The sequence below is a fragment of the Deltaproteobacteria bacterium genome, assembly GCA_005879535.1.
Lineage (GTDB): Bacteria > Myxococcota > Myxococcia > Myxococcales > 40CM-4-68-19 > 40CM-4-68-19.
The window spans coordinates 1-15,465 of record VBKI01000044.1 but is presented as its reverse complement, the minus strand read 5'-3'; the positions used below and the strand labels follow the sequence as shown (position 1 = coordinate 15,465).

The 15,465-nt window shown below is 67.5% G+C and carries 13 protein-coding genes, 1 tRNA gene and 1 pseudogene; 8 read left to right on the top strand and 7 right to left on the bottom strand.

Going from position 1 to position 15,465, the window contains the following annotated elements; all coding sequences use genetic code 11:
* The 3 genes from E6J58_03490 to E6J58_03480 form a co-directional block, all read left to right on the top strand.
* A partial coding sequence (locus E6J58_03490; GenBank protein ID TMB41216.1) for a 4a-hydroxytetrahydrobiopterin dehydratase occupies positions 1-297 on the top strand: 297 nt, incomplete at its 5' end.
* A gap of 88 nt (positions 298-385) precedes the next feature.
* Positions 386-1,795: an MBL fold metallo-hydrolase gene (locus E6J58_03485; protein TMB41215.1), complete on the top strand. Its 1,410-nt coding sequence runs from the start codon at positions 386-388 to the stop codon at positions 1,793-1,795.
* 9 nt (positions 1,796-1,804) lie between these two features.
* Positions 1,805-2,290 carry a tetratricopeptide repeat protein gene (locus tag E6J58_03480; GenBank protein TMB41214.1) on the top strand — a complete coding sequence of 162 codons (486 nt, stop codon included), beginning with the start codon at positions 1,805-1,807 and terminating at the stop codon, positions 2,288-2,290.
* 19 nt (positions 2,291-2,309) lie between these two features.
* Here E6J58_03480 and E6J58_03475 read toward each other — a convergent pair whose 3' ends face one another.
* Positions 2,310-3,419 carry a hybrid sensor histidine kinase/response regulator gene (locus E6J58_03475; GenBank protein ID TMB41213.1) on the bottom strand — a complete coding sequence of 370 codons (1,110 nt, stop codon included), beginning with the start codon at positions 3,417-3,419 and terminating at the stop codon, positions 2,310-2,312.
* A gap of 56 nt (positions 3,420-3,475) precedes the next feature.
* Here E6J58_03475 and E6J58_03470 point away from each other — a divergent pair, with 56 nt between their 5' ends.
* From E6J58_03470 to E6J58_03455, 4 genes and pseudogenes are all read left to right on the top strand, one after another.
* Complete coding sequence (locus E6J58_03470) at positions 3,476-4,342, top strand: GAF domain-containing protein (GenBank protein TMB41212.1); 867 nt, start codon at positions 3,476-3,478, stop codon at positions 4,340-4,342.
* A 493-nt stretch (positions 4,343-4,835) separates the two neighbouring features.
* Positions 4,836-4,985: pseudogene (locus E6J58_03465) on the top strand (ABC transporter substrate-binding protein).
* Positions 4,986-5,155: 170 nt separating this feature from the next.
* A tRNA-Lys gene (locus E6J58_03460) sits at positions 5,156-5,228 on the top strand.
* Positions 5,229-5,340: 112 nt separating this feature from the next.
* Positions 5,341-5,727, top strand: a complete 387-nt coding sequence (locus E6J58_03455) for a response regulator (GenBank protein TMB41211.1) — start codon at positions 5,341-5,343, stop codon at positions 5,725-5,727.
* Between the two features lie 2 nt (positions 5,728-5,729).
* Here the strand turns inward: E6J58_03455 and E6J58_03450 are convergent, their stop codons facing one another.
* The 3 genes from E6J58_03450 to E6J58_03440 all read right to left on the bottom strand — a co-directional run bounded on the left by E6J58_03450 (position 5,730) and on the right by E6J58_03440 (position 8,227).
* Positions 5,730-6,374 (bottom strand): response regulator transcription factor, encoded by a 645-nt coding sequence (locus E6J58_03450; GenBank protein TMB41210.1) that lies wholly within the window; start codon positions 6,372-6,374, stop codon positions 5,730-5,732.
* A 191-nt stretch (positions 6,375-6,565) separates the two neighbouring features.
* Entirely contained in the window at positions 6,566-7,525 is a 960-nt protein-coding gene (gene galE, locus E6J58_03445; protein TMB41209.1) for a UDP-glucose 4-epimerase GalE, read from the bottom strand.
* 45 nt (positions 7,526-7,570) lie between these two features.
* Positions 7,571-8,227 (bottom strand): response regulator transcription factor, encoded by a 657-nt coding sequence (locus tag E6J58_03440; protein ID TMB41208.1) that lies wholly within the window; start codon positions 8,225-8,227, stop codon positions 7,571-7,573.
* Between the two features lie 135 nt (positions 8,228-8,362).
* Between E6J58_03440 and E6J58_03435 the strand changes: the two genes are divergently transcribed.
* Positions 8,363-9,373, top strand: coding sequence for a chemotaxis protein CheB (locus tag E6J58_03435; protein TMB41207.1), 1,011 nt, complete (start codon positions 8,363-8,365; stop codon positions 9,371-9,373).
* Here E6J58_03435 and E6J58_03430 read toward each other — a convergent pair.
* The 3 genes from E6J58_03430 to E6J58_03420 form a co-directional block, all read right to left on the bottom strand.
* Positions 9,255-10,550 (bottom strand): HAMP domain-containing histidine kinase, encoded by a 1,296-nt coding sequence (locus E6J58_03430; GenBank protein ID TMB41206.1) that lies wholly within the window; start codon positions 10,548-10,550, stop codon positions 9,255-9,257. The two genes, E6J58_03435 and E6J58_03430, sit on opposite strands and share 119 nt — an antisense overlap.
* A complete protein-coding gene (locus E6J58_03425; protein ID TMB41205.1) occupies positions 10,528-12,522 on the bottom strand; it encodes a PAS domain S-box protein in 1,995 nt (664 codons plus the stop codon). The genes E6J58_03430 and E6J58_03425 overlap by 23 nt, the downstream gene beginning before the upstream one ends.
* Positions 12,523-12,563: 41 nt before the next feature.
* On the bottom strand, positions 12,564-15,465 hold a 2,902-nt coding region (locus E6J58_03420), incomplete at its 5' end, for a hypothetical protein (protein ID TMB41204.1).

The window sequence follows — 15,465 nt, the reverse complement described above, 5'->3', positions numbered from 1 at the left end:
GGAGGCGTGCCGCCGCTCGGTGCCGAGCCGCTCGCGGAGCTGCTCCGCCAGCTCGAGCCGGGTTGGGAGTCCGTGCGCGACCATCACCTGCGCAAGATGTACAAGCTGAGGGACTTCAAGAGCGCGCTGCCCTTCGTCGACCGCATCGGCGCCATGGCCGAGGAGCAGGGCCACCACCCGGACTTGCAGCTCGCCTGGGGGAAGGTGGTGGTGGAGATCTGGACGCACAAGATCGACGGCCTGACCGAGAGCGACTTCGTCTTCGCCGCAAAGTGCGATCGACTCATCGCGGCCTAGGCCCGTACCGGTCCCTTCCATGACCGCTGGGAGCAGCCCGACACCGCCGGGTCTTGGCGTCGGTCCGCCTCGGACGTAGCGTGCCAGTGTGCGCTGCACGTTGATCGGTCACGCGACGCTGCTCGTGGAGACGCGCGAGGCAGTCCTCCTCGTCGATCCCGTGCTGCTCGATCCGTTCGAGGGCGGGGCGGTCTCCTCGTGGCCCGAGCGCACGGTGGACAGGAACGGCATGCCCGCTCCGGACTTCGTCGTAATCACGCACCGCCACCCGGACCACTTCGACGTGCGCTCGCTTGCGCTCCTGGGGCGCGACACCACGGTGCTCCTGCCCCACGACCCGCTCATCGCCCACGGGGTACAGAAGCTCGGCTTCAAGGAGCTGCTCCGGCTGGAGCCGGGGCACACCGTGAGCTGGTTCGACACGCAGCTGTGGCCCACGCGCTCCGAGGAGCCCGTGCGGGAGGTGGGTCTCGTCTTCGCCGACTCCACCGGTGCCATCTTCGATCAGGTCGACACGGCCGTGTCGCGCGAGACCGCCGAACAGCTCCGCGCCCGCTTCCGCCTCGCGGCACACTTCGCCCGCTACGCCAGCCAGAACTTCGAGTTCTTCGAAAGCCGGCACACCGAGTTCCCCTGGAGGGAGCATGCGAGGAATCTGGAGACCGCAGCCGCGCTCGAGGCCGGCCTGGTCGTCCCCGGCTCGGCCGGCTTCCGCTTCTGCGGCGAGCACGCGTGGCTGAACCGATTCCTCTTTCCTGTCTCGCGCGAGAGCTTCCTCGCCGACTTGCGCCGCGTCGCTCCGATCCTCCGGGGCGAGACGATGGACCCGGGTGACGTGCTCGAAGTCGAATCCGGCGAGGCGCGGATCCTGCGCGCCGCGTCGCCTTTCGTGTCCTGCACCGGACGCGGCGAGAAGGAGTTGCGCTTCGATCCGACGGCGCCGGTGCCCCCGCTCGCCGATCCGAACCTGGACGGCCATGGGTCGCAGGAGCTCCGCCAAGGCGTGCGGCACATCGTTGAGGCGCTCGCCGCCTGGGCGCGCGACGTTTCGCGCCCGCTGTCATTGCCCTGGCGCTACCGGCAAGCGGGGACGGTCTACGCCCTGGAGGCGGTGCTCCCCGACGGCGCGCTGCATTTCACCCTCGACTTCCACGGCGAGGAGCCGTCGCTTCGGGAAAGCGGCGGCCCGGAGCCAACGGTCGTGCACCGCATCGCCGCGAGCATGCTATGCGCCTGGGCCGAGCGGCGCCGTGACTTCTTTTCCGTGCGCGCCTGGTCACGCCGCTACTCGAGCGCGCGGCAGGTTTCCGGCGATGCCGCTGGCGTCGCGGTGGCGCCGGCCGAGTTGCCCGACCTGCTCATGCACTGGCTCCTGCGCGAGTCGGCAGGCTCGGAGGAGGCGGCGCGGAGGCGGCTCGATCTGGAGATCGCTTCGCTTGTCGATCCGGCGAGCGAGGGGAGCCCCGCGGGGGAAGCCAAGACCCTCGGATCCTGCTAAGAAAGTGGCATGTCCGCACCGGACGCTCGAGCCCAGGCCGTCGAGCTGTGGCGGAAGGGCTTCGAGCGGCACCGCCGAGGAGAGTTGCGCGCCGCCGTCGAGTTGTACCGGCGCTCCATCGAGACCTGCCCCACCGCCGAGGCGCACACTTTCCTCGGTTGGGCTTATGCGCATGCCGGCCACGTCGAGCGCGCCATCGCCGAATGCAAACGCGCCATCGAGGTCGATCCCGACTTCGGCAACCCGTATAACGACATTGGCGCATACTTGATCGAGAAGGGCGCGCTGGACGATGCCGTGCCGTGGCTCGAGCGCGCCAAGAGCGCGCCGCGTTACGAGCCGCGCCACTTCCCTTTCCTGAACCTGGGCCGGGTCTATCTGAAGAAGGGCGATCTGTCGCAAGCACTGCGCGAGTTCAGCGAAGCGCTCAAGATTCACCCCCACGAACCGCTGGCCGAGGGCGCAGCGCGCATGATCCGCTCGCGGATGAACTGAGGCCCGCGCGTCTCGCCAATCACTCTTTCTTCACCGGCAAGCGTACGTGGAACGTGCTTCCCTCGCCCTGCTTGCCGGTCGATTCCACCCAGATCCGGCCTCCGTGCTGCTCGACGATGGCCTTGGCGATGGCGAGGCCGAGGCCGATGCCTACGCCGTCGTCGTTGACGCGCGCGAAGCGCTCGAAGATCCGCTGCTGCTGATCGCGCGGCACGCCGATGCCGTGGTCGTGAACGCTGAGCTGGATCCACTCGGGATGCGCCTGCACGCCGATCTCCACCGCCGATCCTTCCGGCGAATAGCGGATCGCGTTGGAGACGAGGTTGGTCAGGACCTGCTCGATCCGATCGCGGTCCGCGATGGCCGTGGCCGATTCTGGCCCCTGTACCGAAAGCTCGCGTCCCTCCGCAACCATTTGCAGTCGCGCCACGACGTCGCGCGCGATCGCCGCCACGTCCACCTGCGTCGGGTTCAGCGGCAGTGATCCCGTCTCCAGCCTGCTGAAGTCGAGCAGGTCGGAGACCAGTCGCACCACCTTGTCGATCTGCCGCGAGATGACCCGCAGCGCGCCGGCGGAGGCGGCATCGCCCTCGCTCTCCGAAAGCTGGTGCAGCGCAAGCTGCGCCTGTGCTTTCGCCGCAGCGAGCGGAGTCCGCATTTCGTGGGCGACGGAAGCGAGGAAGACGTCCTTCAACTCGCTCTGCGCCGCCTGCCGGCGGATCTTCTCGCCCCGGACCCAGAGGTCGCAGAACACGCGCACCTTGGCGCGGACGATCTCCGGATCGATCGGCTTGAGGAGGTAGTCGACGGCGCCGTGCGCGTACCCCTTGAAGACGTACGCCGCCTCGCGGCTCAGTGCGGTGATGAAGATGATCGGCACGTGGCGGGTCTGCTCGCGCTGCTTGATCAGCTCGGCGGTCTGTAGTCCGTCCAGCCGGGGCATCTGCACGTCCAGCAGGATGACGGCGAAAGTCTCGCGGAGCAGGTGGAGCAGCGCCTCTTCGCCCGAGCGCGCCTTCACGATGCGCGCCCCGAGCGGCTTGAGAATGCCGTCCAGCGCGAGAAGGTTCTCGGCGCGGTCGTCGACGATCAGGACGTTCGCAATGGGCGAGTCTCCCTGTGCAACCATCCTTTTTCTCCAGCGCCTCTCTTCCCCGAGGCGGCGTGCGGCGCCTTGCACGGTGAATGCCACGACGCGATTCGTATCTAATGTTGATGCCGATGGACCCGAGTGGCAGTCCCGACACGAGCAATCCGCTGACGATTCTCCTGCACGACTGCGTCGAGCGGGTGCTCGCGAGCTGGCGGCGGCTTCACCCGGATGCCATCCCTCCGGAGCGCGCCGTGAGGAGGTTCCTCGACGCCCTGACCACCCTCGAACAAGCGGCGGACGCACTCTCTGGCGACGGGGATCTGGACGACCGCGCAGCCATGCCGTTCCCCGAGGTACAGGGCGCCCGATCGTACGCACACCTGGCGGGGCTATTGCCCCGCGCCTTGGAAAGGGTCGTGTCCTTCGATGCCGCGGCCGCCGTCATCCGCCGGCCCGGCGACGATCTGGTGATCGATGTTTGTGGCCGGGACACCGACCTGAGCGAACCGGTACGCGACCGCGCCCTGCAGCTGCACGCGCTGCTCGCCGGCGGAATCGAAGACCCCGAACGCGCGCTGCCGCCGCGGTCCGCGGCGATCCGGTCCGCCCTTTATGTTCCTCTCGTCGCCGGCGGCACCGTCGTCGGAACGACATACATCGCTTCGGCGCGCGAGGGCGCGTTCACCGCGGACGACGAGCGCGTCTTGGTCGAGTTGGCTGCTCACGCCTCTGACGCGTTCGGCCGTGTCGACGGCGAGCTGCGCGCGTTGCGGGCCACACCGCGGCAAGCGCAGGTGCTGGCTTTGGTCGCCGCAGGACTGTCTGACAAGGAAATCGCGGGCCGTCTCGGCATGAGCCCGCGCACCGTGCGAACCCATCTCGAGCGCGTGCTTCGCGAGCACGGAATGGCCAGTCGGACCGAGGCGGCGACCGCCTGGCTCCGCGGCCAGCGCCAGTAGCGCATTTCACCGACCATGCCGCGCCGCGCCATTCGCAGGACTGGCCGGCGTTCCCGCCAGATGCCGCACTGCGAGTGCGGAAGGCAGCGTTGTGGACCAAAAGCGGAGGTCCAAAATGGATGCGTTCGGACGAGTCGCTCTTCCCTTCCTGGCCGCGGTGGCGTTCCTCGTTCCCGCCGCCCGGGCCGACAGCTCGAAGCGGAACCCGTTCTCCGCCGTTCCGGTGAACGGGACGTCGGCGGACGGCAACGCGTTCCAGGGCACGATGGATGTTCTCGGGTTCGTCAACGAGAATGGCTTGAAGGCGATCGGCAGCCTGACCGGCACGATCACTCCCGCGACGGGTCCTGCGCAGCAGGTCGCCGGCGCCATCGTGCTGATCCCGGTGAACAACGCGGCGACCGCCGCGCCGACGGGCTTCGGAGGAGTCGAGCCAAACGGCACGCGCGCGCTGCGCACCAACGACCCTTCGGTGGCGCAGGCGACCTGTCCGATCCTGCACCTCGACCTCGGGCCCCTCGATCTGAATCTGCTTGGGCTCACCGTCCACCTCAATGAAGTGGTCCTCGACATCACGGCGGTCCCAGGCGCCGGCAATCTCCTCGGCAACCTCCTCTGCGCGGTCGCGAACCTGCTCAACGGCCTGAGCATCAACCTGCTCGGCACCGCGCTGACCAACGTGCTGACGCAGCTGCTGAACAACATCCTGGCGGCGCTCGCGGGGCTCTAGTCGCGCGACGCGATTCCCCCGGCGCATCAGGCTTGACGCATGCATCTGGACCGGATAGACAGCGCCGCCCGCTGGTGCGTTGGGGGAGCGTAGCTCAACTGGCAGAGCAATGGACTCTTAATCCATAGGTTGAAGGTTCGATTCCTTCCGCTCTCACTGCCTCGAAACCCCCGATTCCCAACAGATCGGGGGTTTCTTTTTTGTCGTACCTGCCGGTTTTCACTGGCGGAGCGTGGTCGGCGCGCCAGAAGCCGTGTACGTGCAATGTATGAGTGGGCGCCTGCGCGTCCTCATCGTGGACGACTACGAGGACGCGCGGGAGCTCTACGCGGCGTACCTCAGGCACGTCGGGTACGACGTCTCCACGGCCGCGGAGGGAGATGCCGCCCTTCGATGCGCGCTGCAAGAGACCTGCGACGTCGTCGTGCTCGACGTTTCTCTCCCGACGATGGACGGCATGACAATCCTTCGTCTCCTTCGAGCGAGCTCGAAGACGAAGGACATTCCGGTGATCATGCTCTCTGCGGCCGTGGGCGAGAGGGTTCGCGTCCAGGCACGCGAAGCCGGAGCGACGATGTTCCTCGGCAAGCCTTGTCTCCCGGAGGAGTTGGAGACAGCAATTCGCCAGGTCCTCAACTCTCAAGCTTCTCGGTAGCGCTACAGCATCCCGGCGCGTGCGGCGATGCGGACGAGCTCCGCGGCGGAGTGGACGCCGAGCTTGGAGAGGATGCGCGCCCGGTGCGTCTCGACGGTGCGGCGGCTGATCGAGAGCTTCTGCCCGATGGCCGCGGCGGTGAGTCCTGCGACGGTCATGTCGAAGATCTGGCGCTCGCGTGCCGTGAGGGACCCCAGGTTCCCGAGACGCGGGCTCTCCCTCAGGGCCTTGCGCTGCGCCTCAATGCGATCGCTCTCCAGTGTTGCCGCCAGATACGATCGCCCCGCAGCGACGGTCCGGACGGCCTCCACGAGGTCCTCGGCGCTCTGGTCTTTCGTCGCGTAGCCGAGCGCTCCGGATTCGAGCGCGTCCGCGACACGCGCCGCGTCCTTGACCATGCTGACGAAGAGGATCCGCTCCGCCGGATTGCGGCGAAGCAGCTCGTGAGCGACGGAGACGCCGCTGACGCCGTCGGGAAAAACCAGGTCGAGGAGCACCACGTCGGGACGCGACTTGCGGACCATCTCCACCGCTTCATGCGGCAGCGACGTCTCGGCAACCACGCGCGGGTCGCCGTGCAGCTCGAACAGGAGCTTGAGGCCCTGGCGGAAGACGGGATGGTCGTCGACTAGCGCTGCGGTGGTCATCGTCGTTCTTTGGCGATAATACAGTCGACTACGGGGGGCAAGGGGCGGGGGTTCCCGTAGCGAATAAGAAACGACCGGCGGCAGGCACGAGCCCGCCGCCGGAACGCGGCACCGCGACTGACGTCCGGATTCTCGCGCGTCCGCAACTTGCCCCTGACGGCGGTCAAATGCCAACAGACGACCGCCCCGCCTTACGCTTTGAGAGCGTCCCAGGCGGAACGCACGATTTCTCGCAGATCCTGGAGACGGGGCTGCCACCCGAGGTCGCGCGAGATCCGGCTGGAGCTGGCGATGAGCACCGCCGGGTCGCCCGCCCTCCTCGCTCCGAGGCGGATCGGAATGCTGCGACCGCACACCGATCGAGCAACTTCGATCACCTCGTTCACCGAGTAGCCGGTGCCGCCGCAGCCGAGATTGTACGTACCGCCGGGATGACCGCTCGCCAAGGAGTCCAGGGCGAGCACATGCGCCCGCGCGAGGTCTTCGACATGGACGTAGTCGCGCACGCAGGTTCCGTCCGGTGTCGGATAGTCCGTTCCGAACACGGTTACCTCCGGCAGGCGGCCGAGCGCCGCCTGGAGCACCAGCGGGATGAGGTGCGTCTCGGGATCGTGGCGCTCGCGGCAGTATGCGGTCGCGCCGGCGGCGTTGAAGTAGCGCAGGCTGATCGACCGCAGCCCATACGCCAGCGAGTACCAGTGCAGCGCGCGCTCGAAGGCGAGCTTCGTCTCTCCGTACGGGTTGGTAGGCGCGGCCGGAGCGGTTTCCTCGATCGGTTGCCTGGCAGGCTCGCCGTAGATTGCCGCCGTCGACGAGAACACCAGCCAGCGGATGCTCCGCCCTCGCATGGCTTCCAGCAGGAGAAGGCCGGCGACGACGTTGTTGCGGTAGTACTTGGCAGGTTCTCTCACCGACTCGCCAACGAGGGAATCCGCCGCCATGTGCACGACAGCCTCGACCCGGTCGAGCGCCGATGTCAGCGCGGCCGCGTCCAGGAGATCGGCCTGGATGAACTTCGCCTGTGGGTGCACGGCGTCGCGGTGACCCTTGTAAAGACTGTCGTACACCACCGCGGAGTGGCCAGACGCCAGCAACTGCTCGACGACGCCGCTTCCGATGTACCCGGCGCCGCCGGTGACCAGCACACGCATCGCGGCTGAGCATCGCCCGCGAGGCGCGACCTCGCAACTCCGCTGCTACTGCGCGAGCAGCCCCCACCGCGCAGCCAGGCGGACCAGATCCACGGCGGAGTGCGCGTTGAGCTTGCGCAGGATGCGCCCGCGATGGGTCTCTACGGTGCGCGGGCTGATGCAGAGCTGCTTGGCGATCTGCGCGGTTGGATTTCCCTGGATGCAGAGCTCGAAGATCTCCCGCTCGCGCGCGGTGAGCGTCGCCAGGGGCGAACGGACGCCGTCGTCTCCGCTGCGCAGACGGCGGTAGTCGGAGACGACGAAACCGGATACCTGGGGCGCGAGATACGTCTCACCCCGCCCTACCGTACGGATCGCTTCCACGACTTCCGCTGCTGACTGCGATTTGCACGCGTAGCCGAGGACTCCGGCCTGCAACGCATCTGCGACGTGCGCCTCGTCGGCGACCATGCTGAGGGCGAGCAGGCGCCGTTTGGGATTCTCGCGCAGCAACTCGCGCGCGATGCCGATCCCGCTGACGCCGGGAAGCATCACGTCGAGCACCACGACTTCAGGCTCCGACGCGCGCACCGCGGGGATGGCCTCCTGCGCATTCGAAGCTTCCGCGACGATGCGCAGATCGGGAGCGCTGGCGAGCATTGCCCGCAGGCCTTCGCGAAAGAGCAGATGATCGTCCACCAATGCCACGCTCAGGGGGGTCATGGTTCGTTCCTTATACGCTCATCCGTACCCGAGGGTACTCCGTACCGCAGGATATTTCAGCAAGAGCAGCCGAGCGTTCGACATTTGCGGCCCCGACGCGTGCGATAGCAGACAAGCAGGGGTAGATTGGACCGAATGCCCCGGCGCGACATCGTCGTCATCGGCGCTTCCGCCGGCGGAATCGAGGCGCTGGGGGGCCTCGTTCGCCACTTGCCGGCGGACCTCGGCGCCGCGGTCCTCGTCGTCCTGCACCTCGCTCCGGAGCACAAGAGCGTGCTTCCGCGCATCCTCAGCTCCGCAGGTCCGATGCCCGCGAAGCACGCGCACAATGGCGAAGCTCTCGTTCCCAACTGCATCTACGTCGCCCGCCCGGATCACCACCTGCTGCTGCACGAATCCCACATTCGAGTGATCCGCGGGCCGCGCGAGAACGGACACCGGCCGGCGATCGATCCGCTCTTTCGAACCGCCGCTTATACGTACGGGCCGCGCGTGATCGGGGTCGTGCTCTCCGGCGCGCTCGACGATGGCACCGCCGGCCTGATTGCGATCAAGAATCAGGGCGGCTTGGCGGTCGTCCAGGATCCGAACGATGCGCTGGTCGACGGGATGCCGCGCAGCGCGCTCGAGAATGTGGAAATCGATCATGTCCTTCCCGTTGCCGAGCTGGGCAAGCTTCTACCTGAGCTCGTGGCCGAGACGGTTTCCGAGCCGGCGGTGGCCGCCCACTCGGCGATGCTGGAGGTGGAGTCGACGCTGCAAGTCCGTGGATCGACGGACGGCGCGCTGAAGGTCGGCGACCCGTCCAGCCTCGGCTGCCCGGAATGCGGCGGCGTGCTCAACGAGGTGCACGACAGCGCTTTGCTCCGTTTCCGCTGCCGGGTCGGTCACGCGTTCGCTCCCGAATCCCTGTATCTCGAGCAGCGCACCGCGATGGAAGGAGCGCTCTGGGCGGCGCTCCGCGCGCTGGAGGAGCAGGCCTCGCTGGCGCGGCGGATGGCGATCCGCGCCCGCGAGCTGCGGCAAGTCAGGTCCGCGACGCGTTTCGACGAGCGCGCGGACGCCGCCGAGGGGCAGGCGCGGACGGTGCGGGACGCGCTCCGGCTCGGCGTGTCGCCGAAACACGACGGCGACCGCGCCGAGTAGGTTGCTCGAGCGGGAACGTGAGCACGAAGATCGCGCCGCCGCGCGAGAGGTTGGCGGCGCGAATGCTTCCGCCCAATCGCTCCATCGTTCCGGCAGCGAGCCAGAGGCCCAGGCCGGTGCCTCGCGAACCCTTGGTGGTGAAGAACGGTTCGAAGAGACGGGCCTGGACCGAGGCCGGAAGCCCCGTGCCTTCGTCCGACACCGTCACGACGAGCGCATTCTTTTCCCGGCGTGCGGCAACCGTGACCGTACCGCCCTCGGGCATCGCATCGCGCGCGTTGCGCAGCAGGTTGACGAACAGCAGCGATAGCTCCGCCACCGATCCACGCAGCGCCGGCAGGTCGGGAATCGAGGTTCTGACGTTCACCGGAGCGGCGGACTCATGGAAGTCGATGTCGACCAGCGCCACGGCCTGGGCCACGATGCGGTCGAGCCGGACCGCGGATTCTCCGACCGCCCCGCTGCGGGCGAAGTCGTGCAACCTGGCGATCATCTCCGACGCGATCTCGACGCGCTCCTCCACGGCGCGGAGCGCCTGGACACGGCTCTCCGCCGTCAGCGTGTTGTCTCGCAGCGCCGCAAGCTGGAAACTGGCGCCGCGCAGCGTGTTTCCCAGATCGTGCGCGATCGAGGCGGCCAGCTCCCCGAGCACCCGCAGGCGCTCGCGGTCCAGGAGGGCATGCCGGGTCCGCGCCAACTCGCGGTCGCGCCGGACGTTCTCGCTGACGTCCTCGGCAAGAACCAGCGTCACCGCGCCCGCCGCTTGCACGCTTCGCTCGAGCCGGAGGGACACCAGCGCGTCGGACGCCGCGTCGCGATACCGGATCTCGATGGCGGGAGTCCGCTCGCGCAACAATCGTTCCGACCAGGCGAGCACCAACGCGCGCAGATCGTCGTACGGCGGCGCGCCATCCGGCTCCGCGGCGATCAACGGTCCCTTGATCGACCGCGACAGCTGGATGAAACGGGCGTTGCCGACCTGGATCGTGCCCCCGCTTACGAGAGCGAGCGCTGCGCCCGTGATCCGGACGTCGAAAGACCCCAGGCGATAGATGGCAAGGTCATGGGCTGCGCGACGCCCCAGCCGCTCGACGAGGTCGGAATACTTGCGCGCGAGCTCCGCGTACTTGGTGCGCAATACCTCGCCGCGGTGATCATCGTCGGGTGCGCTTGCCATGGTTGGCGTCGCCCGCTTTCAACGTGGCGATCTCCGCGGACAGGTTGGCCATCCGGGTCACGTCCTCGAACGTGATCACCGAGCCGAGCGCGCTGCCGCCGTCGAGAACGGGAATGGCCGCGACGCTTGCCCAACCATCGGTTCCGTTGGCGAGCTGGTAGGCGATTCGCTCGGCGCGCAACGGGGTTTGCTGGCCGAGCGCTTTGCGCATCTTCTGCAACACTCCCTTGCCGAGCGCGGGGATGTTCAGCGTCCAGAGCAACTGTCCCACCGCCTCGTCCTCGGGAATTCCGAGGAGCCGCTCGGCGGCGAGGTTCCACATCTTGATGCGCCCGGAAGCGTCCAGGACCATCACCGCGGCATTGAGGGTCCTGATGGTCGTACGTTGCACGAACGCGAGCGAGTTGAGCTCCTCGGTGCGATGGGCGAGCTCGCGGTTCGTCGCGTCGAGCTCCGCGTTGGTCGACTGCAGCTCCTCGTTCGTCGTCTCCAGTTCCTCGTTGGTCGACTGCAGCTCCTCGTTCGTGGTCTGCAGCTCCTCGTTCGCGCTCTGCAGCTCTTCGTTGGTGGTCTCCAGCTCCTCGTTCGAGCTCTGCAGCTCCTCGTTGATCTTCTGCAGCTCGTCGAGCGCGGAGTGGCGTTCCTCGGTCACCTTCCGCAGCTCGCGTTCCAGATCGCGCAGGGCGGTCGTGTCCCGTACCGAGTACAACACGCCGACGATCTCGCGTGCGGCGCGCAACGGCGTCACCTCCACCTCGATCTGCAGCGGACGCGGATCTGCGCTGCGCTGGACTACGCCTGTTCCGACCTCGACAGCGCTGCGGCCCTCCCGGACGGAGGCTGTCTTTTCTACCAGGAGCTCGCCGGACATCCCCGGAAGCGCCAGCGTGGTGAGCTTTTTCCCGGCCACCTCGGTCTCGCTGCGGCCCCAGAGGCTGGCCGCCGCCGCGTTCCAAAGCACGATGGTCCCGTCACGCGCGATCGCCACCATCGGCACCTGCGACGACTCGACCACGCCGCGGTGGAACTGCTCGACGGCGCCCGATCCCGCGCGATTTTCTTCCACGTCTCGCGCCATCGACTCCTGCTCCAGCAGCGAGACCAATCGTTCCTGCGCCACCGCCGAGTCGCGCCGTCCGTCCTTGCGGTAGATGCGGTGCTGAAGGTCGATTGGGTCGAAGATCTTCCCAGCGAACGGGATCAGCTCGCTCTTGCCCAGCAGCAGAAGGCCGTTGCGGCGAAGCGCGTAATGGAAGCGGGTCAGCACCCGCTTCTGGAGGGTCGCGTCGAGATAGATGAAGACGTTGCGGCAAACGAGCAGGTCGAGTCGGGAGATGGGCGCGTCGGAGACCAGGTTGTTGACGCCGAACACGACCGAGCGGCGGATGTCCTTGCGGACGCTCCAACCCGTGGGTTCCTCCACGAACCAGGTCTTGAGGAGATCGGCCGGCAGAGGTTTGACTTGCTCCCTCGAGTAGACGCCGCGCCGCGCGAAGCCCACGGACTTCTCGTCCGCATCGGTGCCGAAGATCTTCACTTCCTGATTCTGGAAGGCCGGTCCCATCGCCGTCGCCAGCAGGATGGCGACCGAAAACGCCTCCTCGCCAGTGGCACATCCCGCGCACCAGACGCGGATCTCTTCGCCAGTGCGTTTTTCCGAGAGCATCTGGGGAATCACCTTGCGCGAGAGCAAATCCCACGTCTGCTGATCGCGGAAGAACCCCGTGACCTTGACCAACATCGACGCGAGCAGGGCCTGCAACTCGCCGGGGTCCTGCTCGATCAGCGCAAGGTACTCCGCCGCAGACCTGCACCCCCGGTCCGCCATGCGCCGCTCGATGCGGCGGCGCAACGTGGGCCGCTTGTAATTGCGGAAGTCGAATTTGCGCGCCTCGTGGATGCGCTCGATGATCTGTTCGACCGCCTTGTCGGCGGCGCTCGCACCGCCGTGGCGCTTGGGCTCGACGGCCATGGCAATGCTGATCTAGCACGAGCGGACGTTCGAGGGATCCCCTAGTTCGTGCAGATCGCGGTGCCGCCGTCCGAGGGGTGCCGGCAGTTGTGCAGGTTGCGCGGCACGTCCAGCCAGCTCACGTCGCCCTGCACGGCCGCCGCGCCGACCAGGATCTGGATTGGAATGATGGCGCCGGGCTCCAACGAGACCCCGCTGTACCCCGCCTGTCCCGTCTTCGCGTTCAGAGACACGACGGGCGTGGGCTGCTGCGGAGTGGTGGTCACCGAACGCTGCTGGAAGCGCGACGTCGCCAGCTGCGTTGCCGAACCCGCCAGGCCGCACTGGACGACGCCGGTATCGTCGTTCGCCTGGTACAGGTAGGCCGTGTCGGACGGGATGGTGCCGCCGCCGCAGACGGAGCCGCCGTCGGCCCCGGTGCCCGAGAAGAGCACGCTGGGCACCTCCGTGTTCCAGGCAACGCAGCCTCCGAGCAACAGCGGCGCCGTCACGGTCTTCTCGTTGAAGTCGTTCGTCTGCTGCAGAAACCAGCCGCCGGCGTCCGTCGCCATTCCTGCGTCGGCGCCGACGTTGGTAAGGTCCATATCGGTCAGCGTGTGCTGGTTGTACGTCGTCTGCGTCGCACCCTCGACCATGCGGGGGCGATTGACGTACCCGGGCGGATCGAACAACTTCACCGAGTAGAACCGCGTGTTGGTGATCGCGGGCGAGGTGAAGGCGACGCCGGGCTGATCGACCGGTTTGCCGCTGGTGTCCAGGCACTCCTCGCCGGCGTCGTTGCCGCCGTTGAAGTCGCAATTCATGGTGTTGAAGATGGTGGTGCCGCCGTCGTTCGGGTCGGCCATCGCCGTGGAGCCGCAGGTCACCTGGTACTGCACGTTGACCTTCGCCGGATCGTTGCAGGCGCCCGCGATGTTGCTGGTTGAGTCCAAGGTGAAGGTGTTGGTGGTCAGCGCGTTACCTCCGGAGGTGTACTTCCAACGGCCGGTCATCGACTCCGACGTTCCGCCGGACCCGATCTGGTAGATGGTCTGGTTCACGTCGACGGTGCAGTTGTTGCGGATGCAGCCGCGCAGGTTGTCGAGCGCGCAGGTGCCGCCGTCCGCGGAGTCGGTGTCGCGCACCTTGATCTGATCGCGGTCGCCCGACCCCAGATACACGCGCACGCCGCCCTTCGCGTCTTCGAACACCCGGGCCCCGGCCATGGTAGTGAACGGCGCGCGCTGCGACATCGCGTTCCCCTTGAACTGCTGGAAGGTGAGCCCGCCGTACCAGTTCGTGACCAGCCCGCCGGAGAGGGTGCCGGGGTTGAGCATGTCGATGGTCCAGAGCTGGCCGTCGGTGTCGCCGACCACGCCCAGATCGAAGAAATTGTCGTAGTTGGAGTCCACCAGCGACACGGGCGCGAGCACGGTTCCGAGCGAGTATCGGGGATCCGTGGCGCTGCTGGTGTCGTAGCGGCTGAACTTGTAGAGCAGCGTGCCGTCCCACGCGTCGAGCACGTAGACGGCGCGGCCGCGGACGTAGTTCGGATCGAAGCCGCCCGACAGCGCCACCACCCAGCGTTCGGACGCCTTCACCGACGATCCTCCCACCGTCACGGTGATGGGGCCGGAGTTGTCCTGGATCAGTACCGGTCCGATCGGCGGCGGGTTGGGGGTGGTATCGTTCCAACTCTCGCCGGCGGCGAGCTCGTAGTTGCTGCCGGGCGGAGGCCAGGTCCAGAGATACTGCGGATTGGACGACGTGTCGGCGCCGACGATGGCAATGGTGTGGAACTCCTGGGCCTGCTTCTGCCCGTCTGCCGAGGTGGCGGGAGCGATGCCGTTGCTGGTGCCGTCCTTCCAGATGTCGCGCACCCAGGGCGACCCGTCGAGCAGGATGCTGTGGAACGCGCTCAGCGCATAGCGCTGCAGCTTCGGCACCAGGTCGGGCGGGATGAAGGCCCACACTTCCTGGCCGGTGCCGTCGTCGAAGGTTCCCGCGTCGGCCTGCCAGTTGCCGGCCTGGAATGCGTGCAGCATGCCGTCGTTCGCGCCGACGACGATCAACTCCTGCCGGCTCAGCTTGCTGTTGTAGTAGGAGGTGTAGGCCGCCTTGCTCCCGGGCGTGGACTGGCCGGCGACGTCCTCCGCGTACAGAGTGCGCACGCATTGCGTGACGATGCCCGTCTCACAGAGGAAGGTGGGAGCGGGCGGCGTGACCAGGATCGGCGAGGAGTGGAAGATGTCCCCGAGGATGTTGGGCCGGGCCAGGCCGCCGTCGGTGTTCTGGCGCAGCACGTCGCGGCCCTCGACGAACTTGATCAGATCTGTCCCGCAGTCCTGCTCCGTCGCGTAGGCGTGGCGCGACGTGGAACCCAGGCCAACGCAGAAGTCCGAATTGACCCCCGAAAGTTTCATGTAGTCCGTCATCGTCGCCACGTTGCCCGCGCTGTAGTCGTTGTAGGTGACCAGGCTGGTGCCCGGAGCGGGAATGCCGCCGTCCAGCGGGGCGACGAGAATGTTGCGCGCGCTTCCTCCGCCGCCGGAAAGGACCTGGGTCTCCCGGGCGGTCAGCAGCGAGGCCGCTTCCCAGATGGGAATGGCGGCAACCTTGGGAACCTTGATCGGCCAGCCCGCGTCGGTGTACGGCTGCGTCGGGTCGAGCAGCACGAAGCTGCCACCGTCGTCCTCGCCGACGTAGCCGCCGTCCGCATCCTGCAGATAGAGATCGGTGCACGAGCCGTTGCCGTTCGGGTTGGCCGGCGTCTTCGCCGGTCCTCCGTCAGGGCCGGAGCTGAGATCCGCCGAGCTGCAGCCAGCCGCGAACTCGTTGAAGAGGCGGAAGCGGTAGAGGCGGCCTTCCCATTGCGAGCCACCCAGCGGTCGGAAACGGGGAATGAAGGCGAACGTCGTTCCGCGGGTCTGAACCGTGGTGATCGCGGCCACGGAGAACGAGGTC